The organism is Candidatus Pelagibacter sp. HIMB1542 (assembly GCF_052047835.1).
In the GTDB taxonomy this organism is placed as follows: Bacteria; Pseudomonadota; Alphaproteobacteria; order Pelagibacterales; family Pelagibacteraceae; genus Pelagibacter.
This window is the reverse complement of record NZ_JBNAJB010000001.1, coordinates 373,082-394,846: the sequence shown is the minus strand read 5'-3', so window position 1 is coordinate 394,846 and position 21,765 is coordinate 373,082. Positions and strand designations below refer to the sequence as shown.

The window sequence follows — 21,765 nt, the reverse complement described above, 5'->3', positions numbered from 1 at the left end:
TTAAATTTTTATCTCCACATCTACACCTGAGGCTAAGTCTAATTTCATTAAAGCTTCTACCGTTTGTGGTGTTGGTTCTATAATATCGATTAATCTTTTGTGGGTTCTAGACTCGAATTGTTCTCTACTTTTTTTATCAATGTGTGGAGATCTTAAAACTGTATATCTTTCAATTCTAGTAGGAAGTGGTATTGGACCTTTTATAGTAGCTCCAGTTCTTTTAACTGTATTAACTATTTCTTCGGTAGAAGCATCTAAAACTTTATTGTCGTATGCTCTTAATTTAATTCTAATATTTTGTTTTTCCATTAACCTGCTACCTTTTTAGTTACTTCGTCTTGAACATTTTGTGGAACTTTAGAATAATGATCAAAGAACATTGAATATTGTGCTCTTCCTTGAGACATTGATCTTAGATTGTTTATGTAACCAAACATATTTGCTAAAGGAACCATTGCCGTGATTACAGTTGCGTTACCTCTTTGCTCTTGAGTGCTAATTTGACCTCTTCTACTGTTTAAATCACCAATTACATCGCCCATATAATCTTCTGGAGTAACAACTTCCACTCTCATAATAGGCTCTAAAAGCTTTAATCCACCTTGTGTACAAGCTTCTTTAAAACATGCTCTGCTGGCAAGTTCAAATGCTAGAACACTTGAGTCTACATCATGATGTAAACCGTCAACAATCGTTACTTTGTAATCAATCATAGGAAACCCTGCTAATATCCCGCTATCAGAAACTGTCTCAATACCTTTTTCAACACCAGGTATAAATTCTTTTGGAATAGCTCCACCTTTAATGGCACTTTCAACCTCTCTACCCTTACCTGGTTCTTGAGGTTCAACAAATAATTTTACTTTAGCGAATTGACCAGCGCCACCACTTTGTTTTTTATGTATATATTCAAATTCAGCTGATTTTTCTATTGTCTCCCTGTAAGCAACTTGTGGAGCCCCAACATTTGCCTCAACTTTAAATTCTCTTTTCATACGATCAACAATAATATCTAAGTGAAGTTCACCCATACCTTTGATGATTGTTTGACCAGATTCCTCGTCAGATGATACTCTAAATGATGGATCTTCTTTAGCTAATCTTGCTAAAGCTTCACCCATTTTTTCTTGGTCACCTTTTGTTTTAGGCTCAACAGCAATTTCAATTACTGGTTCAGGAAATTCCATTGGCTCTAATAAAACAGGATTTTCTTTGTCACACAAAGTATGACCTGTCATAGTATTTTTTAAACCTGCCAAAGAAACAATATCACCTGCATTTGCTTCTTTGATATCTTCTCTAGAGTTTGCATGCATTAAAAGCATACGACCAACTCTTTCTTCTTTATCTGATGAAGAATTGTACACAGCTGTACCTGATTTAATTGTACCTGAATAAATTCTAACAAATGTTAATGAACCAACAAATGGATCATTTGCAACTTTAAATGCTAAACCTGAAAAAGACGATCCATCCTCGAATTTCATTTCAATTTCATCATCTGAACCAACTTTAGTTCCTTTAATAGATCCAATATCCACTGGACTTGGAAGGTAATTAATAACTGCATCTAATAATGGTTGAACACCTTTATTTTTAAAAGCTGAACCAGTTAAAACAGGAACAAAGCTAAAATTTAAAGTTCCTTTTCTAATGCACTTTACTAAATCTTCCTCTTTAATTTCATCACCATTTAAATACGCTTCCATTAACTTTTCGTCTTGCTCAACTGCAGACTCAATTAATTCAGTTCTGTATTTTTCTGAAATTTCTTTTAAATCATCAGGTATATCTTTATATTCCCACTCAGCACCTAATGCTTCATTTTTCCATACTTGAGCTTTCATTTTAACTAGGTCAACAACACCAGTTAAAGAAGCTTCAATTCCAATAGGTACTTGTAAAACTAATGGTTTAGCTCCCAATCTATCTCTGATCATATCAACACATCTAAAGAAATCTGCACCAGTTCTATCAAGTTTATTTACAAAACAAATTCTCGGAACTTTATATTTGTCTGCTTGTCTCCATACTGTCTCGGATTGAGGCTCTACACCAGCAACTCCATCAAATACAGCCACAGCACCATCTAATACTTTTAAAGATCTTTCTACTTCAATTGTAAAATCTACATGGCCTGGAGTATCAATTATATTAACCCTGTGGTCATTCCAGAAACAAGTTGTTGCTGCAGAAGTAATTGTGATACCTCTTTCTTGTTCTTGCTCCATCCAGTCCATTGTTGCAGCACCGTCATGTACTTCACCAATTTTATGACTTTTTCCTGTATAATATAATATTCTTTCTGTAGTAGTTGTTTTACCAGCGTCTATGTGGGCCATGATCCCAATGTTTCTATATTTATCTAATGTATGAGTTCTAGCCATAATTTTTTACCATCTAAAATGCGCAAATGCCTTATTAGACTCTGCCATTTTATGAACATCCTCTCGTTTTTTTACTGCAGCACCTTTTTTTTCATAAGCATCATACAGTTCGTTAAAAATTTTATCTGCCATGTGTTTATCTTTTCTTTTTCTAGCAGAATCAACCAACCATCTTATTGCAAGTGCTTGGGCTCTTTTACTTTTTACCTCAACTGGAACTTGGTATGTTGCACCACCTACTCTTCGTGATCTAACCTCTACAGTGGGCTTGATATTGTTAATTGCTTCATTAAAAATATTTATAGGTTCATCTTTAGTTTTCGTTTTGATTTTCTCTATTGCTTCATAAACTATTTTTGCAGCAATACCTCTTTTCCCATCATACATAATGTTGTTTATTAATTTTGGAATTATAGTTGAATTAAATTTTGGATCTGGAACTACATTTTTTTTGGGTTGAGTTTTTTTTCTAGACATTATTTACCTTTTTTTGTTCCGTATAAAGATCTTCTCTGTTTTCTATTTGCAACACCTTGTGTATCTAAATTTCCTCTTAAGATATGATATCTAACACCAGGTAAATCTTTAACCCTTCCACCTCTAATTAGTACTACTGAGTGTTCTTGTAAGTTATGTCCTTCGCCTGGGATATAAGCAGTTACTTCAAAACCGTTTGACAATCTAACTCTAGCAACTTTTCTTAATGCAGAGTTTGGTTTTTTTGGAGTGGTTGTATAAACTTTAACACAAACACCTCTTTTTAAAGGTTGCTTTTGTAAAGCAGGAACTTTGTTCCTAGAAACTTGTTTAACTCTTTTTTTTCTTAACAACTGATTAATAGTTGGCATAATTTTTTTTTAAAATTAATTAATTTATTTTTGAGATGAAAATAACTGACAGGTTATTTTGTGGCAGCGTTTAGTACCTCAAGAGCACTACATTCCAACCAAAAACATCGCCAAAATACTTATTAATCAGCTATTGTCAAACTAAAACTGCAATTTTTAGGCGATTTTTTTATTGATTTACTTGCGTTTCTTCAGGCTCAGAAGCTTCGAGTTTATCCTGTTCTTCTAAGAAGCTATTATCATCTTCTAAGGCCTTATTGTTCCATCTGTTCTTGATATTACCCGTACCAGCAGGAACTAATCTTCCAACAATTACGTTCTCTTTTAGACCGTTTAATGGATCAACTTTACCTTTAATTGCAGCATCTGTTAATACTCTTGTTGTCTCTTGGAAAGATGCAGCAGAAATAAATGATTCTGTTTGAAGTGAAGCTTTAGTAATACCCATTAAAACTCTTTCTCCAACTGCAGGAGTTTTACCTTCAGCAACTAATTTTTCATTAGTATTATCAAATTTGATTCTATCAACCACTTCACCTGGTAAATAACTTGAGTCCCCAGATACTTTAACTTCTACTTTTTTAAGCATTTGTCTTAGAATTGTTTCGATATGTTTATCATTTATAATAACACCTTGTAATCGATATACTTCTTGAACTTGATTAACAAAATATTCCGTTAATTCTTTAATACCTAAAATTCTTAAAATATCATGAGGTAATGGCTGACCATCTAAAAGGTATTCACCTTTTTGAATTTTTTCACCAGGATTAAAGTTAATGTGTTTTCCTTTTGGAATTAAATAATTTGATGGTTCTGATCCGTCTTCTGGAACAATTGAAATTCGTTGTTTACCTCTAACTTCTTTTCCAAAAACAACGCTTCCATCGTTTTCAGCAATAATAGCACTATCCTTAGCTTTTCTAGCTTCAAAAAGTTCAGCTACTCTTGGAAGACCTCCAGTAATGTCTTTGGTTTTCGTTGTTTCTTTAGGTAATCTTGCAATAACATCACCAGCATAAACTTTTTGACCATCTTTAATTGATAAAATCGAATCTGGTACTAAGTAATATCTAGCTTCATTGTCATCTGCTTTTTTAATTACATTTCCTTTTTCATCTCTTAAAGTAATTCTTGGTTTCAAATCTGTACTCTTAGATTGACCTCTCCAGTCAATTACAGATTTTGATGATATCCCAGTCGCATCATCAGTAGTCTCTTGAATTGAAACACCATCTATCAAATCAACATAACTTGCAATACCACTCTTTTCAGCAATAACTGGTGTTGTGTATGGATCCCACTCACAAATTTTTGTATTTGCTTTGACTTTGTCTCCATTATTAAAAAATAATCTTGATCCATAAGCAACTTTGTAAACTGCTATTTGAACACCATTATCATCCTCTATAGAAAGCTGGGTATTTCGACCCATAACAATTAAATTCTTTTTAGAATCTTCCAAAATGTTTGAATTAATAATTTTTAATGTTCCATCGCTTTTGCTAATAATCTGATTATCTTGTTTTACTGAGGCTGTTCCCCCAACGTGGAAAGTTCTCATAGTTAACTGTGTACCAGGTTCTCCAATTGATTGAGCTGAAATCATTCCAATAGCTTCACCAACATGTACCATTTTACCTCTTGATAAATCTCTACCGTATGATGTTGCGCAGACACCTTCTTTTGAACCACATGTCATAACTGAATAAACTTTAATTGATTTTACTCCAGCAGCATCAATTTTATCACATCCAGCCTCATCAATCATAACCTGTTTTTTAATAATAACTTCACCAGTCAACGGATGTTTAATGTCATCAAACGAAACTCTACCTAAAGCTCTTTCAGATAAACTTACAACAACATTTCCACCTTCTAAAATCTCTGATAACTCTATAAAGCCTGGATTTTTGCAATCACAAGCCTTTTTAGTAACAGTCAAATCTTGTGCAACGTCACATAATCTTCTTGTTAAATAACCAGAGCTTGCTGTTTTAAGCGCAGTATCTGCTAATCCTTTTCTTGCTCCGTGTGTAGAATTAAAATACTCTAAAGCTGTTAAACCTTCTTTAAAGTTAGAGATAATTGGACTTTCAATAATTTCACCTGAAGGTTTTGCAATTAATCCTCTCATACCAGCTAACTGTTTCATTTGCGCTGCTGAACCTCTGGCACCGCTATCAGCCATCATAAATACAGAGTTTATTTTTAAGCCCTCTTCTGTTTTTTCAGTTGCAGAAATTCTTTTCATCATTTCACCAGCAACTTTATCAGTACATTTAGACCATGCGTCGACAACCTTGTTGTACTTCTCGCCTCTTGTAATCAAACCTTCAGCATATTGAGTTTCATAATCAGCAATTAGTTTTTTAGTATCATCAATTAATTGAGTTTTATTTTCAGGAATAATTAAATCGTCTTTTCCAAATGAAATTCCTGCTTTAAATGCATGCTTAAATCCTAAATCTTTAAGTTTATCACAGAAAATAACTGTCGTTTTCTGACCACAGAATCTGAAAACTACATCAATTATTTCGGAAACAACTTTTTTTGGTAGCAATCTATCAACTAATGAAAATTTAATATTGCTATTTTTTGGTAATAGGTTGGCTAATAAAAATCTTCCTGCAGTTGATGTATATTTTTCAATCTTCTTATTTCCTTGTTCGTCAACAGTTTCATATCTTGAAATAATAGTGCTATGAACGTTAATTTCACCTGAAGATAATGCAAACTCTATTTGATCAGAATTAATAAAGTATCCAGATGGTTTATCCGATACAGGTTCCTGTGAAAGATAATATATTCCTAAAATCATATCCTGACTTGGAACGATTATAGGTTTACCATTTGAAGGGGATAGAATGTTGTTCGTTGATAGCATTAATATTCTTGCTTCCAACTGAGCTTCTAAACTTAAAGGTACATGAACAGCCATTTGGTCACCATCAAAATCAGCATTAAAAGCTGCGCAAGTTAAAGGGTGTAGCTCAATTGCATCACCTTCAATTAATTTTGGTTCAAAAGCTTGAACACCAAGTCTATGAAGTGTTGGTGCTCTATTTAATAAAACAGGGTGTTCTCTTACGATTAACTCTAATGCATCCCATACAGCATTAGTTTCTTTCTCTACTAATTTTTTAGCTTGTTTAATTGTAGATGCTAAACCTAATTTGTTTAATCTTGCGTATAAAAATGGTTTAAATAACTCCAAAGCCATTTTTTTTGGTAATCCACACTCATGTAATTTTAAGTCTGGACCGACAACGATTACTGATCTTCCAGAGTAGTCTACCCTTTTTCCTAATAAGTTTTGTCTAAATCTACCCTGCTTACCTTTGAGCATTTCTGCAAGAGATTTAAGTGGTCTTTTACCTGTTCCAGTAATAACACGACCTCTTCTTCCATTGTCGAAAAGAGCATCAACAGACTCTTGAAGCATTCTTTTTTCATTTCTAACAATGATGTCCGGAGCTTTAAGATCCATTAATCTTTTTAATCTATTATTTCTGTTAATAACTCTTCTATATAAATCGTTAAGATCTGAAGTAGCAAATCTACCACCATCTAGCGGAACCAATGGTCTTAATTCTGGTGGAATAACAGGAACCACAGTCATAATCATCCATTCTGGTTTTTGACCAGTTTCGATAAATGACTCTATTAATTTTAATCTCTTAATTGCTCTTTCTTCATTAACTTTAGATTTAGTCTCTTTAATAAAGCTAACAAGATTTTTTCTCTCTAATTCTAAGTCAAGATTTTTTAACATCTCAAGAACAGCTTCTGCTCCAATACCTGCAGTAAAACTTTCTTCTCCAAATTCATCTTGATATTTTGCTAATTCTTCTTCATTTAAAAGTTGGTTTTTTTGCAAACCAGTTAATCCCGGTTCGATTACTATAAAGTTTTCAAAATAAAGAACTCTCTCGATTTCTTTCAACTTCATATCTACCGCAAGTGCAATTCTACTTGGTAATGATTTCAAAAACCAAATATGTGCCACAGGAGTTGCGAGATTAATGTGGCCCATTCTCTCTCTTCTTACATTAGATTTTGTTACCTCAACGCCACATTTTTCACAAATAATACCTCTAAATTTCATTCGTTTATACTTTCCGCACAAACATTCATAATCTTTGATTGGTCCAAAAATTCTTGCGCAGAATAGACCATCTTTCTCTGGTCTAAATGTTCTATAATTTATAGTTTCTGGTTTTTTAATTTCACCAAATGTCCAAGATTTAATTTTCTCAGGACTAGCTAAAGAAATTTTAATACTATTGAAATTTTGCGCTTCTGAAATTTCGCTTCCTTTAAATAAATCAGTTAATTCTTTTTTCATTAATTAAGCTCCACGTTTAATGCTAATGATTTAATTTCTTTAACTAAGACGTTAAATGACTCTGGAATACCAGACTCGAAATTCTCTTCACCTTTAACTATAGTTTCGTAAACTTTAACTCTTCCTGCAACATCATCAGATTTTACAGTCAAAATTTCTTGCAAAGTATAAGAAGCTCCGTAAGCTTCAAGAGCCCATACTTCCATTTCTCCAAATCTTTGACCACCTAATTGTGCTTTACCACCGAGAGGTTGTTGTGTAACCAAACTGTAAGGACCTGTAGATCTTGCATGAATTTTATCTTCAACTAAATGATGAAGTTTCAGCATATAAATTATTCCAACTGTAACTGGTCTGTCAAATTTTTCTCCAGTTCTTCCATCCCATAAATAAGTTTGTCCAGATCCTGGTAAGTTCGCTAACTCTAACATGTCAGTTACATTTTTCTCTTTAGCGCCATCAAAAACAGGAGTGGATATTGCAATCCCATTTTGTAAATTTTCACACAGGTCTTTAAATTCGTTCTTACTTAATTTGTCTACTTTTTCATTGAAAGTATCTTCTCCATAAACAGATTTTAAAAATTTTTCTATTTTTTCAGTTCTTTCAATCTTTTTATTATTTTCGTTAACTAAATTTTTAATCTGTTCACCAAATTCTTTACAAGCCCAACCAAGGTGAGTTTCTAAAATTTGACCTACATTCATCCTACTTGGAACACCTAGAGGGTTTAAAACAATATCAACTGGTCTACCATCTTCTCTGTATGGCATATCTTCAACTGGTACTATTTTACTAACGACGCCCTTATTACCATGTCGTCCTGACATTTTATCACCTGGTCTTAATCTTCTCTTAATAGCTACAAAAACTTTTACCATTTTCATAACACTTGGTAACAAATCATCACCACTTCTAATTTTTAGAACTTTATCTTCAAATCTTTCTGTAATGTCTTGTTTTGCTTTGTTGTATTGATCTTTAAGTTGTGCCAAAGTCGCTTCATTATTTACATTTCCAACTGTTATTTTAAATACATCATTTATAGATAGATTATTAATTGCATCAAAATCAAGTTTTGTTCCTTCAGATAAATCTTTTACTTTTTTAGTTAATGATGATCCTGATAAAATTTGTGAAGCTCTTTGTTTAATGCTTCTCTCTAAAATTTCTTCCTCTACTAATTTATCTTGCTGAACTTGTTCAATTTCAGCTCTTTCAATAGTTATTGATCTTTCGTCTTTTTCAATACCATGTCTGTTAAATACTCTTACATCGACAACTGTACCACTAGCACCTCGTGACATTCTCAAAGATGTATCAGTAACATCAATAGCTTTTTCTCCAAAAATTGATCTTAATAGTTTTTCTTCTGGTCCTGATGCTGAATCACCTTTTGGTGTAACTTTTCCAACTAAAATATCGCCAGCGTTTACTTCAGCTCCAATGTAAACTATTCCTGATTCATCAAGATTTTTTAAAGCTTCCTCGTTAACATTAGGAATATCTCTGGTAATTTCTTCTTCTCCAAGTTTTGTGTCTCTTGCCATTATTTCATATTCTTCAATATGTACTGAAGTAAATACATCGTCAGTTACACATCTTTCTGAAATCAAAATTGAGTCTTCAAAGTTGTAACCTTGCCATGGCATAAATGCTACTGTTACATTTTTTCCAAGTGCTAATTCACCTAATTTTGTTGAAGGACCATCTGCAATAATATCACCAGATTTAACTTTATCACCAACTCTAACAAGTGGTCTTTGGTTAATACACGTATTTTGGTTTGATCTTTTAAATTTTTGTAAATTATAAATATCTACACCTGATTCACTAAAATCAGTTTCTTCTGTTACTTTAATAACAATTCTCTTACCATCAATTTTATCAACAACTCCATCTCTCTTAGCAACAATAGTTACACCAGAGTCTAAAGCCACATCACTTTCAATTCCAGTACCAACCAATGGAGATTCTGGTTTTAAAAGAGGAACTGCTTGTCTCATCATGTTAGAACCCATTAGAGCTCTGTTAGCATCATCATTTTCCAAGAAAGGTATTAAAGATGCTGCAACAGAAACAAGTTGTTTTGGTGAAACGTCGATATAATCAATTGCATCTGGTTTTGATAAAAGGAAGTTTAAATTTTGTCTGCAAGAAACAAGTTCCTCAACTATCTTTCCATTTTTATCTAACTTTGTATTTGCTTGAGCAATTGTAAATTTGGTTTCTTCCATTGCAGATAAATACTCAACTTTATCTTGCACAACCCCATCTTTTACTTTTTTATATGGGCTTTCAATAAAACCATATTTATTTATTTTTGCATAAGTTGATAAACTATTTATCAAACCGATGTTTGGTCCCTCTGGAGTCTCAATTGGACAAATTCTTCCATAATGGGTTGGGTGAACGTCTCGAACTTCAAATCCTGCTCTTTCTCTAGTTAGTCCACCTGGTCCAAGAGCAGAAACTCTTCTTTTATGTGTAATTTCAGATAATGGGTTCGTTTGATCCATAAACTGTGAAAGTTGAGAGCTAGCAAAAAAATCTTTCAATGAAACAGTTAGTGGTTTTGCGTTAATTAAATCTTGTGGCATCGCAGACTCAACATCTAGAGTAGTCATTTTTTCTTTAATAGCCCTTTCCATTCTGTAAACACCAATTCTCGCTTGGTTTTCAACTAACTCACCTACAGAACGTACTCTTCTATTTCCTAAATGATCAATGTCATCAACATCATCCTTACCATCACGCAAATCTAACATTTTGTGAATAATTGCAATGATGTCATCATTTCTTAAGATCGTAATTTTATCAGAACACTCTTGGTTTAGTCTTGAATTCATTTTCACTCTACCAACATCAGATAGATCGTATCTGTCTGAGCTAAAGAAAAGATTGTTAAATATTTGAGTGGCTATCTCTATTGTAGGTGGCTCTCCAGGTCTTAGCATTTTATATATTTCAGTTATAGCTTCATCTTTAGAGTTATTTTTGTCAGCTAAAACTGTTGTTAATAAATATGGTCCTTTATTTATGGAATTTGTTACGGATATTTGTAAAGAGTGAACATTTGCATCCAGTATTTGTTGAATAATTGTATCATTAAGTTCGGTACCAATTTTAAAAGTACCTTCTTCTTCATCACTTACTTTAACATCTCTATGTAAGAATTTTCCAAAAAGAGATTCTCTTGAAACTAAAATATCTTTAAGTCCGTCATTAGCTAATTTTTTAGCGTTTAAAAAATTAATTTTATCACCTAATTTGATTACTACTTCACCAGTTTTTGCATCAATTACTTCTTCAGAAAAATTTTTAGCCTTGTAATTCTCAGGATTAAATTTAGTTTTCCATTTTTCTGTCTTAGGATCAAAAGTATATTGCTCACTATCATAAAACTCATCAACAATTTCTGATTTAGAAAAACCTAAAGCTAAAAGTAACGTTGAAGCAAATATTTTTTTCTTTCTATCAATTTTAAAATATAAAAAATCTTTAACATCATATTCAAAATCTAACCATGATCCCCTGTTAGGTATTACTCTACAATTAAATAATAATTTTCCACTTGCATGAGTTTTTCCTTTATCATGGTCAAAGAAAACTCCTGGACTTCTATGCATTTGGTTTACAACAACACGTTGAACACCATTGGTAATAAACGTTCCACTATTAGTCATCATAGGTACTTCACCCATATAAACTTCTTGTTCTTTTGCTGATAAAATATCTTTAGTATTGTTTTCTTGATCTATTTCGTAAACAACTAATCTTAAAGTACATTTAAGAGCTGAAGAATAAGTTAGACCTCTTGTTATACATTCTTCAACATCAAATTTAGGTTTTTCTAACCTGTATGAAACATATTCAAGAGTTGCTTTGTCATTTAAATCTTCAATTGGAAAAATACTTTTAAAAACTCTATCAAAACCTTTTGTTAATTCGGTTTCAGCATAGAATTCGGTTAATTCTTTGTAAGAATTTTTTTGAACTTCAATAAGATTTGGAATTGATAAGCTTTCTTTTAGTTTACCAAAACTTTTTCTAATGTTTTTCTTTTCAGTAAAAGATAATTGCATCTATATTTATTAATACTGATTAAAAATAATCAGTATTTGAATTCTTTCTAATTAATTTATTTAAGTTCTACTTTTGCGCCAGCAGCTTCTAACTTAGCTTTGATCTCTTCGGCATCTTTTTTGTTAACACCAGATTTAACTTCTTTTGGTGCTCCCTCTACAAGATCTTTTGCTTCTTTTAAACCTAATGAAGTAGCTGCTCTTACTTCTTTAATAACATTAATTTTTTTATCACCTGCAGAAACTAACATGATAGTGAAATCATCTTTTTCTTCTGCTGGAGCTGCACCACCTGCTGCTGCTGGAGCTGCTGCTGCCATTGGAGTTACACCCCACTTTTCTTCTAACTGTTTTGAAAGCTCGGCTGCTTCAGCTACAGTCAAACTTGATAAGTCTTCAATAATTTTATTTAGGTCAGGCATATTTTTCTACTCTTTGGGTTGTGTTTCAGAATTTTCTGCGGACAAACTACTCATTTTTTCCGAATGTGCAAGCAAAATACTAATTAATTTTGAGGCTGGAGCGTTTAAAATACCTACAATATTGGCTCTTGCTTCATCTAGTGTAGGTAAACTAGCAACATTTTGGACACCGGCTTGATCCAAAACCTCATCATCCATTATTCCACCAATTAATTTAAGATTCTCATTATCTTTAGCAAATTTAGACAATATTCTTGCAGACATTATTGCATCTTCACCAAATGCAACTGCTGTTGGACCTGTGAAAAGATTGGATAAATCTTTACACTTAGTTTTTTCTAATGCTAATTTTGTGATTCTGTTTTTAGTGATCTTAAAGACGATACCATGCTCTCTCATTTTTGCTCTTAAATCATCTAATTGAGTCATTGTTAAGCCTTGATAGTGTGTAACCATCACAGCTTTACTACTCTCAAATTTAGAAGTCATTTCTTCAATATAATTTTTTTTTTGTTCTTTGTTCATCATAACTATATCGATTTACCTAATTTAACTTTGTAAGAAACACCCATAGTAGAAGTTGCAAAAACACCTTTTATTAAATCACCTTTGAGTGTGTTGTTAGTTTTTTCTTTTTCTAGCGCATCTATTATTGCATTATAATTTTTCAATAATTGATCATCACTGAATGATTTTTTTCCAATACTTACTCCAATGTTTCCCTCTTTATCATTTCTAATTTCAACTTGTCCTGATTTTGCATCAGTAACTGCTTGTTTAATATTTTCAGATACTGAACCAAGTTTTGGATTTGGCATTAATCCTTTCGGACCTAAAACTTTTCCTAATTTCGAAAGTTTAATCATCATTCCCGGTGTACAAATCAATTTTTCAAAATTTAAATCTCCACCTTTTATTTGTTCAACAAATTCATCTCCACCAACAATATCAGCGCCTGCGTCTTTTGCTTCTTTTGCTTTAGAGTCTTCACAAACAACAGCAACTTTTACTTTCTTACCTGTTCCTCCTGGAAGATTTACTACAGTTCTAATGTTGACTTCACTTTTCTTTTGTTTGTTATTTATTTGAAAACTTAAATCTAAAGACTCATCAAATTTTGTTGTGCAGTTTTTTTTCAGCTCAGGTAATAATTTTTCTATAGATTCTGCATTTAAGTCTTTAGTATTTTCAGGCAATTTTTTATATCTTTTTGAAGCCATTATTCCTTCACCTCTATACCCATTGATCTAGCTGAACCTGCAATAATTTTTACTGCTTCATTTATATCGTGAGCATTTAAATCGTTCATTTTTTCTTTAGCAATATCTTCTAATTGTTTTTTAGAAATTGAAGCTACAATATTCCTTCCTGGTTCTTTTGATCCACCTTTTAATTTAACAGCTTCTTTAATATAAAAGGATGCTGGTGGTGATTTAATTTTAAAATCAAATTTTTTATCTTTATAAACAGTAATTTCAACTGGAACAGGTTTTCCAGCCATAGATTTTGTTTTGTCGTTAAACGCTTTACAAAATTCCATTATATTCACACCACGTTGACCTAAAGCAGGACCAACAGGAGGAGCAGGATTAGCTTGTCCACCTTTAATTTGTAACTTTATAAATCCACTTATTTCTTTTGCCATTAACTTACTTTCTCAACTTGGTTATATTCTAAATCTACCGGTGTTGGACGACCAAATATAGAAACTGACACCTTAAGTCTAGCTTTTTCTTCATCAATTTCTTCAATCATTCCATTAAATGATGCAAATGGACCATCAACAACCTGAACTTTTTCACCAACGCTGTAATCTATACCAGATTTTGGCTGAGCCACACCATCTTTAATTTGACCTAAAATTTTCTCAACTTCTTTATCAGAAACAGGTACTGGGATGCCTTTTGATCCAAGGAAACCACTAACTCTCTTTATTCCTTTGATCATATGATAAATATTGTTATCCATTTCACTCTTAATTAGTACGTATCCAGGAAAATATTTCTTTTTTCTTTGAATTCTCTTTCCTCTTTTAACTTCAGTAACATCGTGAGTTGGAACTATAATTTCTTCGAATTTCTCACTTATTTTAGCCTTATCTGCTTCTTCTTTAATTAAAGAAGCAACTTTATTTTCAAAACTGGAGTGTGATTGAACAATGTACCAATTTTTCATTAAATACTCACCTTTAACAATAATTCTAAGAAGAATTTAAGAACCTGATCTAATAAAAGGAAGAATAAAGACATTACAACAGCCATAACGAATACCATTAAAGCACCTTGCAAAGTTTCTTTCCAAGTAGGCCAAGTAACTTTGAAAGCCTCTTGTTTTACTTCCTGAATAAATTTAATCGGGTTCTTCATAATTCTTTAGCTCAAATTGGCAGGAGCGGAGGGACTCGAACCCTCAGCCTCCGGTTTTGGAGACCGGCGCTCTACCAATTGAGCTACACTCCTATTTATAGAGTTACTCTATAATTTTAGTTACTACTCCTGCTCCAACAGTTCTACCACCTTCTCTAATAGCAAAGTTTAATTTTTCTGCCATTGCAATAGGTGTAATCAGTTTAACAGTGAATTTAGCATCATCACCTGGCATAACCATTTCAGTACCTGCCGGTAATTCTACTTCTCCTGTAACGTCTGTTGTTCTAAAATAAAACTGAGGTCTATATTTTGTAAAGAAAGGAGTGTGTCTTCCACCCTCGTCCTTTTTAAGAATATAGGCTTGAGCTTCAAATTTAGTATGAGGAGTTATTGATCCAGGCTTACAAAGAACTTGACCTCTTTCAATGTCAGTTCTTTCAATACCTCTCAATAAAATTCCTACGTTATCACCAGCTTCACCAGAGTCTAAAAGTTTTCTAAACATTTCTACTCCAGTACAGACTGATTTTTTTGTTTCTTTAATTCCAACGATTTCAACTTCCTCACCAGTTTTAATTACACCAGATTCTACTCTTCCAGTTGCAACTGTTCCTCTTCCTGAAATTGAAAATACGTCCTCAACTGGCATCAAGAATGGTTTGTCAACTTCTCTAGCTGGTTGTGGAATATGTTCATCAACAGCTTTCATTAATTCTAAAATTGAATTTTTTCCAATTTCATCATCTCTTTTTTCAACTGCTGCTAAAGCCGAACCTTTAACGATTGGAGTTGTATCTCCAGGATATTTGTATGAAGTTAAAAGTTCTCTAATTTCTTCTTCTACAAGTTCAATCATATCTTTATCATCAACTTGGTCTACTTTATTTAAGTAAACAACAATTGCTGGAATACCAACTTGTCTTCCTAAAAGAATATGTTCTCTTGTTTGTGGCATAGGACCATCAGCTGCATTAACAACTAATATTGCTCCATCCATTTGTGCAGCACCAGTAATCATATTTTTTACATAGTCAGCGTGACCAGGGCAGTCTACGTGAGCATAGTGTCTTTTCTCAGTTTCATATTCAACGTGTGCTGTTGAAATTGTAATTCCTCTTTCTTTTTCCTCTGGAGCTTTATCGATTTGATCGTATGCTACAGCTGTTCCACCACCAGCTTCAGCTAATACATTTGTTATAGCTGCAGTAAGAGTTGTTTTACCATGGTCGACATGACCAATAGTCCCAATGTTACAGTGGGGTTTACTTCGTACGAATTTTTCTTTTGACATTTCTTTTTAACCTCAGTTTTTTTTTTTTGTTTCTTACTTTAATTTCTTGGAGCGGGTAAAGGGAATCGAACCCTTACATCCAGCTTGGAAGGCTAGCGTTCTACCATTGAACTACACCCGCACAACCCCAAGAGTAACACTCCATTGTTATTTAAAATTATATTAAATGGTGGAGGGGGAAAGATTCGAACTTTCGAAGACCGAAGTCAACGGGTTTACAGCCCGCCCCATTTGACCGCTCTGGAACCCCTCCTTTGGGGAAGTGTCCCCTTGTTCAATATAGCTTCAAATAACATGCGTTTTATATATTTTATTTATCCAAATGCAACACGTGATTTATTAAGAAAAACTATTAAAAAACGTGTAAAACACATCATAATTTTATGAATAAATCATCTTTTTTTATTGTTGGTCAACATGCGGTAATGGAAGCATTGCGTAATCCAAATAGGAAAGTTTTAAGAGTGTTTTTAACAGAGGATGCTAAAAAAAATATTCATAGAAAAAATCCAAATACAAATCTTCTTGAAGAGGTAAAAGTCTATTTTAAATCAAAAAAAGAGTTAGACAAATACTCATCAAAAGAACAATTAATGCATAATGGATATGTTGCTGAGATTGAACATTTAGATCAACCAGAATTAAAGGAATTTATTAAAGAAAAAAATAATTTAACCTTTGTATGTTTGGATGAAGTTACTGATCCAAGAAATATAGGTTCACTCATTAGAAGTGCAGCATCTTTTAAAATTGATGGTGTAATTATTAAAGAGAGACATTTTCCAAAGGATAGTAAACTAATGTATAAATCAGCGAGTGGATGTATGGAGCATGTAAATATTTTTGAAGTTTCAAATATTAATTCTACTTTAAAAAATTTAAGAGAAAAAAATTTTTGGGTTTATGGTTTTGATTCAAAGGGCCAAAAAGATTTTACTGATGTCAAATGGGAGGGAAATAATATTTTACTTTTTGGATCAGAAGGATTTGGAATGAGGCAACACACTGGAAAATATGCAGACTTTTTTGTCAAAATTGACATCAATGAAGAAATAGAAAGTTTGAATATATCAAATAGTGCAGCAATAGTGTTTCATCATTTAAGTTATTTAAAAAAAAAGAGTTGATTATTTATCAAATAATTAATAATTATTGCGCATGCCCTTGTAGCTCAGTTGGTAGAGCAATTGATTTGTAATCAATAGGTCCGCGGTTCGAATCCGTGCGGGGGCACCACTTTTTTCTTTACCAAGCAGTTAACTTCAAACACTTATCAAAATTCTCGATACGAACATAGCAACCGAAGAATGACATTAATTTAAATGCAAAAAATCCTACAAATATAACTAAAGCAACTATTATAATTGGATTAAATTTATTCATTAAATCTAACTTGTTTCTTTTCTTATTTGTTCAATTTTAATTTTTTTTTGTAGACTTCTATTTTTATCATAGAGAAGATTAAACTTAATTTTATTATTTATTTTAACAGTAATAGATTTTGCATTTCTTACTTCCAAATTATCTGCAACTGCACTAATGGGTCTCTTAGATGGATTGAGATTTGTGATAACAATTTTAGATTTATCATTAACTATTTTACCCTTCCACCTTCTTGGTCTAAATGCGCTAATTGGAGATATGGATAATTTTTTTGAATGAAGACTTAATATAGGTCCATGAACAGATAAATTGTAAGCAGTGCTTCCAGCAGGTGTAGACACCAAAACTCCATCAGAAACTAATTTTTTTATAATTTGCCTAGAACCTTGTTTAATTGATAACGAAGCTGCTTGTCTGCTCTGTCTTAAAACCGAAACTTCATTAATAGCAATAGATTTTTTGATTTGATTATTTTTATTTCTTACAATCATCTCTAAAGGAGAAATTGAAACCATATTTGCTTTGGAAAGGTTTTTTATTATATCTTTTGAGGAAAATTTATTCATTAGAAAACCGTAGTTTCCAGAGTTAATTCCATAGAAAAATTTATTAGAATTTTTGTTTCTTTTAAGAGTTTGGAGCATAAAACCATCACCTCCAATAACAATAGTTAAATTTTTATTTTGAAAATTATTAGAACTAATTTTTTTTAATAAAATATTTTTTATATTTAAGGATTTATTATTTTTATCAGAAATAATTTGTAGTTTATTCATTTAATGGTGCCCTCGGCCAGACTCGAACTGGCACTCCGCAAGCGGCAAGGATTTTAAGTCCTTTGTGTCTACCAATTTCACCACGAGGGCATTAATGAATTTCATGAGTGTTTATGCTAATATTTATAATTGAACAAGGATAATAAGTAAAATTTTTTTATTTTATCTTCTCATGTACAAGTCTTGTACAAGTTATCCTATAATATCCTATTTTTATTCAAACTTACAGTTATCTAACAACATTCCCGATGATCTACGATACTTTAAAACTTTACCAGTCAATTTAATAACAACTACAGATTTTCCTTTAGCTAATTTTAAGAAATTTGTCGCTTGTTCTCCGTGAAGTTTACAAGTTAATTGCCACATTTTTACGCTTGTATCGCTAGCAATTCTAATTATGTTTGTGTTTACATATTGACTATCGTCCATAGCAAAAATTTGCACCTCATTTATAGAAATCATAAGTCCATTGAGTTCATTTAATTTTTTTTCTTCTAAAGCATCGATATTAGAGGGGAATAATTGAATAAGGTTATCATAAAATTTAATATTTTTTGATATGTCAGATATTTCTTTTTTTGATTTAGTTTTAAAAAGTGAGTCTAAAAAAATTTTTTGAGTATTTTCAGCATAAACAGAAGTCGTAAATATAAATAAAATTAAATAATAAAAAGTAAATTTTAAGTTATTTGTTAAATTCATTTAACCCTCTAAGCAATAAACAATTGCCCAAATATTAGGAAACTCCTCTTTAGAGCACTTATTAACCTGGCTTTCATTAACTTTTTTTTCCTTAATCAAATATTTTAAATCTAAAATTGCTTCTTTTTGTTTTTCTAATTCATAATAAAAGTGCTGATAGTCTATATTGCCTCTTTTTGTGGTTTCGCTTAAAACATAAGTAATCACTTCATTAAAATAAGGTTCAGATTTAAATTCATTATAAATTACTTCAGCTAATTCATAACCTTTATTTTTGTCATCAATACACCATCCAAATTTTTTTTCATCCAAAACACCTCTTTTAGTAGAAGCATCTTTACAAATTTGTATTGTGTGATTAGGATTATTTTCAGGAAATGTATCTTCTGCAAAAGATGGTGATATGAAAAGAATAAATATTAAAAACTTAATAATAAATTTCATTGCTAGTTATAATTTTTTATCTCTCCATGTACAAGTTTTGTACAAGTATACACAAATTAATTAAGCCTTATTCTTTAATATTTATTGAAAGCTAAATTAAAGTTATGTGATTTTATAGGATGTTTTAGACTACCTTGGACTACTATGGACTGACTCGTCTGTGAATCCCTTGGCTTTTAAGTCCTTTGTGTCTACCAATTTCACCACGAGGGCATTAATGAATTTCACTGTTATATCCACAATTATTTATAACTCAACTATATTAAATTGTATTGGTAATCTCTAGCTTCTATTACCTCTTTTGGCAAATTAAGCTCAACATCACCAATTTTTATTATTTCATCTTTGTTGATATTTTTTTTCAATATTGCATTATCTGTTAAACCAAGTGGTAAAATCATTTCATTTTTTGAATTTTGAGATGTAATTAATTTACCTCTTGCACAAAACCCTCCTTCCCCATCGAGCTTTTCACCAACTTTTAAATCTTTTTTTGCAACACTTGCAACATCTGCATTATATTTTTTTGTATAACCTGTTGCTCTATTATCAAGCGCTATAGAATATATCGACTGAGCAAGTTCTAAACCAATATAATGATAAGGTCTCCATATTGCCGAGTAGTTTCCAGAGGAATCTGTGACCATTCCATAATCTTTAAAACAATTTTTTACATATTCATTTTGAGCTTTAATTACAATGTATACGCCCCACCTCAAGTCATTAGGAATATCTTTTTTATTTAGATCAATACTTGATATAACTTCAACTTGACCTTCAAAATCAATTAATCCACCATCTTTTTTTGGTATTAATTTTTTTGCTATATCATAAACCCCAACTGGAGGAAAAGTTAATCCGTTGGAAGGACATTTAAGATTTGCAGCATTGCTTACTGCGCACATTTCAATTGCAGATTTATCACCACATAAAAAACTATTGAACATTTTAGGATTCATTCCTGACTCACTCTCTGCTCTTTCTTTAGTTAAACCATAATGACCCCAAACTGTATCGGGCGTGGAATATTCAAAACTTGGATGGTATTTTGTTCCTTTTCCAGCACAAATAACTTCAAAACCATTAAGTCTAGCCCATTCAATTTGTTCTAGAATTAACGAAGGTTGGTCACCATATGCCATTGAACAAATAACTCCATTTTCTTTAGCTAAATCTGATAAATATTTTCCACATGTGATATCTGCTTCTACATTAACTAAAATCAAATGTTTCTTTTCTTTTAAAATCTTTGTTGCATGGACAGTACCTACAATAGGGTTTCCTGTTGCTTCAATAAAGATTTCAATATTTCTATCAATAATTTGATCAAGAGAGGTTGTAAAATTAATTTTAGATACCTCTTCTTCACTTACTCCGCTTTTTAAACAATTTTTTTTTGCTTGATCAATATTGAGGTCAACTATGCTATCAATTTTAATTTTATTTAAGTTAGAATATTGAGATAAAAACATACTTACAAATTTCCCACATCCAATAAAAGCTACACTTATTGGATGTTTTCGATCCTCTAATTTTGTGTGTAAAAACATTTCAATTAAAATTGTAAAGCTTTTGTGAGAAATTTTTTATCTAACTTGCAATCTTTATATCCTCTTTTAACTATGTTTAGATATCTTTCTGTAGGAAATTTAAAAGGAGATTTCTTGACCATTGTATAAGTCATGACTTTTTTTCCATAATAATAGAAATAGTATTTTTTATATAAAATTGGAAAATCCTCATAAACATCCAACTTTTTCTCATCACTTTTTGATATTTCAAATAATCCACCTGGTACGATCGAATTTTTTTTTGGCTCTATATCTGCTGCTCTGTATTTACTTCTAAATGTTAATTTAAAATCTTTTAAGTTTATTTTTTTTAAAAAAACACTGTCTTTACATCTTCGTTTCATTTGAAAATGATGAAGATTGCTACCGTAAGCAAAATACAACATTAGCGCTCAACTACCTCAATTTTTTTTTCATTTACAAATTTTAAAATCTGCGAATTACAATCATCAATTTTATTTTGATCTTCTGATCTAATAACTATCGATACACCAAGCTTACCAGCATGAAAAAATGGATAACTGCCAATCTCTACATCCAAATTATTATTTTGTACTTTTGTTAGTGAACTTGCTATTTCACTTTCAACTGTTCTTAAACTTATAGTTAAGCTTTTGATTGGTTCACCACCAACTATATTATTTGTTAATCCACCTAACATAGATTTTAATATAGAAGGAACTCCTGGTAGTGAGTAAACATTCTCAATATTAAATCCTGGAGCACCACTTGTTGGATTTAAAATGAGATTTGCATTTTCAGGCATCCATGCCATTTTCTGTCTTCCCTTGTTAAATTCTCCCGGTTGATAATATTCTTCTAGAATTTTGAAAGCTTCTTTGTGAACTTCATATTTTATTCCAAATGCTTTTGAAACCGATTGAGCTGTTATATCATCGTGAGTAGGACCTATACCACCAGTTGTGAAAACATAATCATATTTTGATCTAAGTAAATTTAGTGTTTCAACTATAGTGTTTTCTACATCAGGAATTACTCTAACTTCCTCAACTTTTACCCCTATAGAATTTAACCAAGTTGCTAATGTTGAAGTATTGGTATCTTGTGTTCTTCCAGATAAAATTTCATTACCAATAATTAAAATTGAAGCTTTAAATTTTGCTTTTTTATCCATA

Annotated in this window: 20 protein-coding genes and 5 tRNA genes; 2 read left to right on the top strand and 23 right to left on the bottom strand. The window is 31.7% G+C overall.

Annotation, left to right across the window (positions count from 1 at the left end; all coding sequences use genetic code 11):
* From rpsJ to ACTTBI_RS01995, 16 genes are all read right to left on the bottom strand, one after another.
* On the bottom strand, positions 1-309 hold the full coding sequence (rpsJ, locus tag ACTTBI_RS02070; protein WP_023853699.1) for a 30S ribosomal protein S10: 309 nt from the start codon (positions 307-309) through the stop codon (positions 1-3).
* On the bottom strand, positions 309-2,387 hold the full coding sequence (fusA, locus tag ACTTBI_RS02065) for an elongation factor G (RefSeq protein WP_440648601.1): 2,079 nt from the start codon (positions 2,385-2,387) through the stop codon (positions 309-311). Before fusA ends, rpsJ begins: the two co-directional genes overlap by 1 nt.
* Positions 2,388-2,393: 6 nt before the next feature.
* Complete coding sequence (gene rpsG, locus ACTTBI_RS02060; RefSeq protein WP_075506812.1) at positions 2,394-2,864, bottom strand: 30S ribosomal protein S7; 471 nt, start codon at positions 2,862-2,864, stop codon at positions 2,394-2,396.
* Positions 2,864-3,235 (bottom strand): 30S ribosomal protein S12, encoded by a 372-nt coding sequence (gene rpsL, locus ACTTBI_RS02055; RefSeq protein WP_075506813.1) that lies wholly within the window; start codon positions 3,233-3,235, stop codon positions 2,864-2,866. The genes rpsG and rpsL overlap by 1 nt, the downstream gene beginning before the upstream one ends.
* 169 nt (positions 3,236-3,404) lie before the next feature.
* Positions 3,405-7,583, bottom strand: coding sequence for a DNA-directed RNA polymerase subunit beta' (rpoC, locus tag ACTTBI_RS02050; RefSeq protein WP_440652366.1), 4,179 nt, complete (start codon positions 7,581-7,583; stop codon positions 3,405-3,407).
* Positions 7,583-11,668, bottom strand: coding sequence for a DNA-directed RNA polymerase subunit beta (rpoB, locus tag ACTTBI_RS02045; RefSeq protein ID WP_440652365.1), 4,086 nt, complete (start codon positions 11,666-11,668; stop codon positions 7,583-7,585). The genes rpoC and rpoB overlap by 1 nt, the downstream gene beginning before the upstream one ends.
* Before the next feature lie 56 nt (positions 11,669-11,724).
* Positions 11,725-12,090: a 50S ribosomal protein L7/L12 gene (gene rplL / locus ACTTBI_RS02040; protein ID WP_262589092.1), complete on the bottom strand. Its 366-nt coding sequence runs from the start codon at positions 12,088-12,090 to the stop codon at positions 11,725-11,727.
* Between the two features lie 6 nt (positions 12,091-12,096).
* On the bottom strand, positions 12,097-12,615 hold the full coding sequence (gene rplJ, locus ACTTBI_RS02035; RefSeq protein ID WP_428081222.1) for a 50S ribosomal protein L10: 519 nt from the start codon (positions 12,613-12,615) through the stop codon (positions 12,097-12,099).
* Positions 12,616-12,620: 5 nt separating this feature from the next.
* Complete coding sequence (gene rplA / locus ACTTBI_RS02030) at positions 12,621-13,310, bottom strand: 50S ribosomal protein L1 (RefSeq protein WP_440652364.1); 690 nt, start codon at positions 13,308-13,310, stop codon at positions 12,621-12,623.
* The gene (gene rplK / locus ACTTBI_RS02025) at positions 13,310-13,735 is read right to left on the bottom strand and encodes a 50S ribosomal protein L11 (RefSeq protein WP_262589090.1); all 426 of its coding nucleotides are present in this window, start codon (positions 13,733-13,735) and stop codon (positions 13,310-13,312) included. Before rplK ends, rplA begins: the two co-directional genes overlap by 1 nt.
* Positions 13,735-14,265 carry a transcription termination/antitermination protein NusG gene (gene nusG / locus ACTTBI_RS02020; protein ID WP_262589089.1) on the bottom strand — a complete coding sequence of 177 codons (531 nt, stop codon included), beginning with the start codon at positions 14,263-14,265 and terminating at the stop codon, positions 13,735-13,737. The genes rplK and nusG overlap by 1 nt, the downstream gene beginning before the upstream one ends.
* Entirely contained in the window at positions 14,265-14,456 is a 192-nt protein-coding gene (secE, locus tag ACTTBI_RS02015; protein ID WP_262589088.1) for a preprotein translocase subunit SecE, read from the bottom strand. The genes nusG and secE overlap by 1 nt, the downstream gene beginning before the upstream one ends.
* A gap of 17 nt (positions 14,457-14,473) precedes the next feature.
* Positions 14,474-14,549, bottom strand: a tRNA-Trp gene (locus ACTTBI_RS02010).
* Between the two features lie 10 nt (positions 14,550-14,559).
* A complete protein-coding gene (gene tuf, locus ACTTBI_RS02005; RefSeq protein WP_262589086.1) occupies positions 14,560-15,750 on the bottom strand; it encodes an elongation factor Tu in 1,191 nt (396 codons plus the stop codon).
* Between the two features lie 47 nt (positions 15,751-15,797).
* Positions 15,798-15,871: transfer RNA gene (locus ACTTBI_RS02000), tRNA-Gly, on the bottom strand.
* Between the two features lie 46 nt (positions 15,872-15,917).
* Positions 15,918-16,003: transfer RNA gene (locus ACTTBI_RS01995), tRNA-Tyr, on the bottom strand.
* Between the two features lie 130 nt (positions 16,004-16,133).
* Here ACTTBI_RS01995 and rlmB point away from each other — a divergent pair.
* Both rlmB and ACTTBI_RS01985 read left to right on the top strand, forming a co-directional pair.
* A complete protein-coding gene (gene rlmB, locus ACTTBI_RS01990; protein WP_440633453.1) occupies positions 16,134-16,877 on the top strand; it encodes a 23S rRNA (guanosine(2251)-2'-O)-methyltransferase RlmB in 744 nt (247 codons plus the stop codon).
* Positions 16,878-16,910: 33 nt separating this feature from the next.
* Positions 16,911-16,986 (top strand) — tRNA-Thr (locus ACTTBI_RS01985).
* A gap of 152 nt (positions 16,987-17,138) precedes the next feature.
* Here ACTTBI_RS01985 and ACTTBI_RS01980 read toward each other — a convergent pair.
* The 7 genes from ACTTBI_RS01980 to ACTTBI_RS01950 form a co-directional block, all read right to left on the bottom strand.
* Complete coding sequence (locus ACTTBI_RS01980; protein WP_440652363.1) at positions 17,139-17,909, bottom strand: NAD kinase; 771 nt, start codon at positions 17,907-17,909, stop codon at positions 17,139-17,141.
* Between the two features lie 4 nt (positions 17,910-17,913).
* Positions 17,914-17,999 (bottom strand) — tRNA-Leu (locus ACTTBI_RS01975).
* 123 nt (positions 18,000-18,122) lie between these two features.
* A complete protein-coding gene (locus tag ACTTBI_RS01970) occupies positions 18,123-18,614 on the bottom strand; it encodes a hypothetical protein (protein ID WP_440652362.1) in 492 nt (163 codons plus the stop codon).
* A complete protein-coding gene (locus tag ACTTBI_RS01965; RefSeq protein ID WP_440652361.1) occupies positions 18,615-19,058 on the bottom strand; it encodes a hypothetical protein in 444 nt (147 codons plus the stop codon).
* Positions 19,059-19,315: 257 nt separating this feature from the next.
* Entirely contained in the window at positions 19,316-20,608 is a 1,293-nt protein-coding gene (locus ACTTBI_RS01960) for an NAD(P)H-dependent oxidoreductase (protein ID WP_440652360.1), read from the bottom strand.
* Positions 20,609-20,613: 5 nt separating this feature from the next.
* Complete coding sequence (locus ACTTBI_RS01955) at positions 20,614-21,015, bottom strand: gamma-glutamylcyclotransferase family protein (protein WP_440652359.1); 402 nt, start codon at positions 21,013-21,015, stop codon at positions 20,614-20,616.
* A complete protein-coding gene (locus tag ACTTBI_RS01950) occupies positions 21,015-21,764 on the bottom strand; it encodes a competence/damage-inducible protein A (RefSeq protein ID WP_440652358.1) in 750 nt (249 codons plus the stop codon). The genes ACTTBI_RS01955 and ACTTBI_RS01950 overlap by 1 nt, the downstream gene beginning before the upstream one ends.
* Position 21,765: the final 1 nt, after the last annotated feature.

What these genes read in the sequence shown, in the direction of transcription:
- rpsJ (WP_023853699.1), bottom strand. Translation starts at nt 309, where the DNA reads ATGGAAAAACAAAATATTAGAATTAAATTAAGAGCATACGACAATAAA.
- fusA (WP_440648601.1), bottom strand. Translation starts at nt 2,387, where the DNA reads ATGGCTAGAACTCATACATTAGATAAATATAGAAACATTGGGATCATG.
- rpsG (WP_075506812.1), bottom strand. Translation starts at nt 2,864, where the DNA reads ATGTCTAGAAAAAAAACTCAACCCAAAAAAAATGTAGTTCCAGATCCA.
- rpsL (WP_075506813.1), bottom strand. Translation starts at nt 3,235, where the DNA reads ATGCCAACTATTAATCAGTTGTTAAGAAAAAAAAGAGTTAAACAAGTT.
- rpoC (WP_440652366.1), bottom strand. Translation starts at nt 7,583, where the DNA reads ATGAAAAAAGAATTAACTGATTTATTTAAAGGAAGCGAAATTTCAGAA.
- rpoB (WP_440652365.1), bottom strand. Translation starts at nt 11,668, where the DNA reads ATGCAATTATCTTTTACTGAAAAGAAAAACATTAGAAAAAGTTTTGGT.
- rplL (WP_262589092.1), bottom strand. Translation starts at nt 12,090, where the DNA reads ATGCCTGACCTAAATAAAATTATTGAAGACTTATCAAGTTTGACTGTA.
- rplJ (WP_428081222.1), bottom strand. Translation starts at nt 12,615, where the DNA reads ATGAACAAAGAACAAAAAAAAAATTATATTGAAGAAATGACTTCTAAA.
- rplA (WP_440652364.1), bottom strand. Translation starts at nt 13,310, where the DNA reads ATGGCTTCAAAAAGATATAAAAAATTGCCTGAAAATACTAAAGACTTA.
- rplK (WP_262589090.1), bottom strand. Translation starts at nt 13,735, where the DNA reads ATGGCAAAAGAAATAAGTGGATTTATAAAGTTACAAATTAAAGGTGGA.
- nusG (WP_262589089.1), bottom strand. Translation starts at nt 14,265, where the DNA reads ATGAAAAATTGGTACATTGTTCAATCACACTCCAGTTTTGAAAATAAA.
- secE (WP_262589088.1), bottom strand. Translation starts at nt 14,456, where the DNA reads ATGAAGAACCCGATTAAATTTATTCAGGAAGTAAAACAAGAGGCTTTC.
- tuf (WP_262589086.1), bottom strand. Translation starts at nt 15,750, where the DNA reads ATGTCAAAAGAAAAATTCGTACGAAGTAAACCCCACTGTAACATTGGG.
- rlmB (WP_440633453.1), top strand. Translation starts at nt 16,134, where the DNA reads ATGAATAAATCATCTTTTTTTATTGTTGGTCAACATGCGGTAATGGAA.
- ACTTBI_RS01980 (WP_440652363.1), bottom strand. Translation starts at nt 17,909, where the DNA reads ATGAATAAACTACAAATTATTTCTGATAAAAATAATAAATCCTTAAAT.
- ACTTBI_RS01970 (WP_440652362.1), bottom strand. Translation starts at nt 18,614, where the DNA reads ATGAATTTAACAAATAACTTAAAATTTACTTTTTATTATTTAATTTTA.
- ACTTBI_RS01965 (WP_440652361.1), bottom strand. Translation starts at nt 19,058, where the DNA reads ATGAAATTTATTATTAAGTTTTTAATATTTATTCTTTTCATATCACCA.
- ACTTBI_RS01960 (WP_440652360.1), bottom strand. Translation starts at nt 20,608, where the DNA reads ATGTTTTTACACACAAAATTAGAGGATCGAAAACATCCAATAAGTGTA.
- ACTTBI_RS01955 (WP_440652359.1), bottom strand. Translation starts at nt 21,015, where the DNA reads ATGTTGTATTTTGCTTACGGTAGCAATCTTCATCATTTTCAAATGAAA.
- ACTTBI_RS01950 (WP_440652358.1), bottom strand. Translation starts at nt 21,764, where the DNA reads ATGGATAAAAAAGCAAAATTTAAAGCTTCAATTTTAATTATTGGTAAT.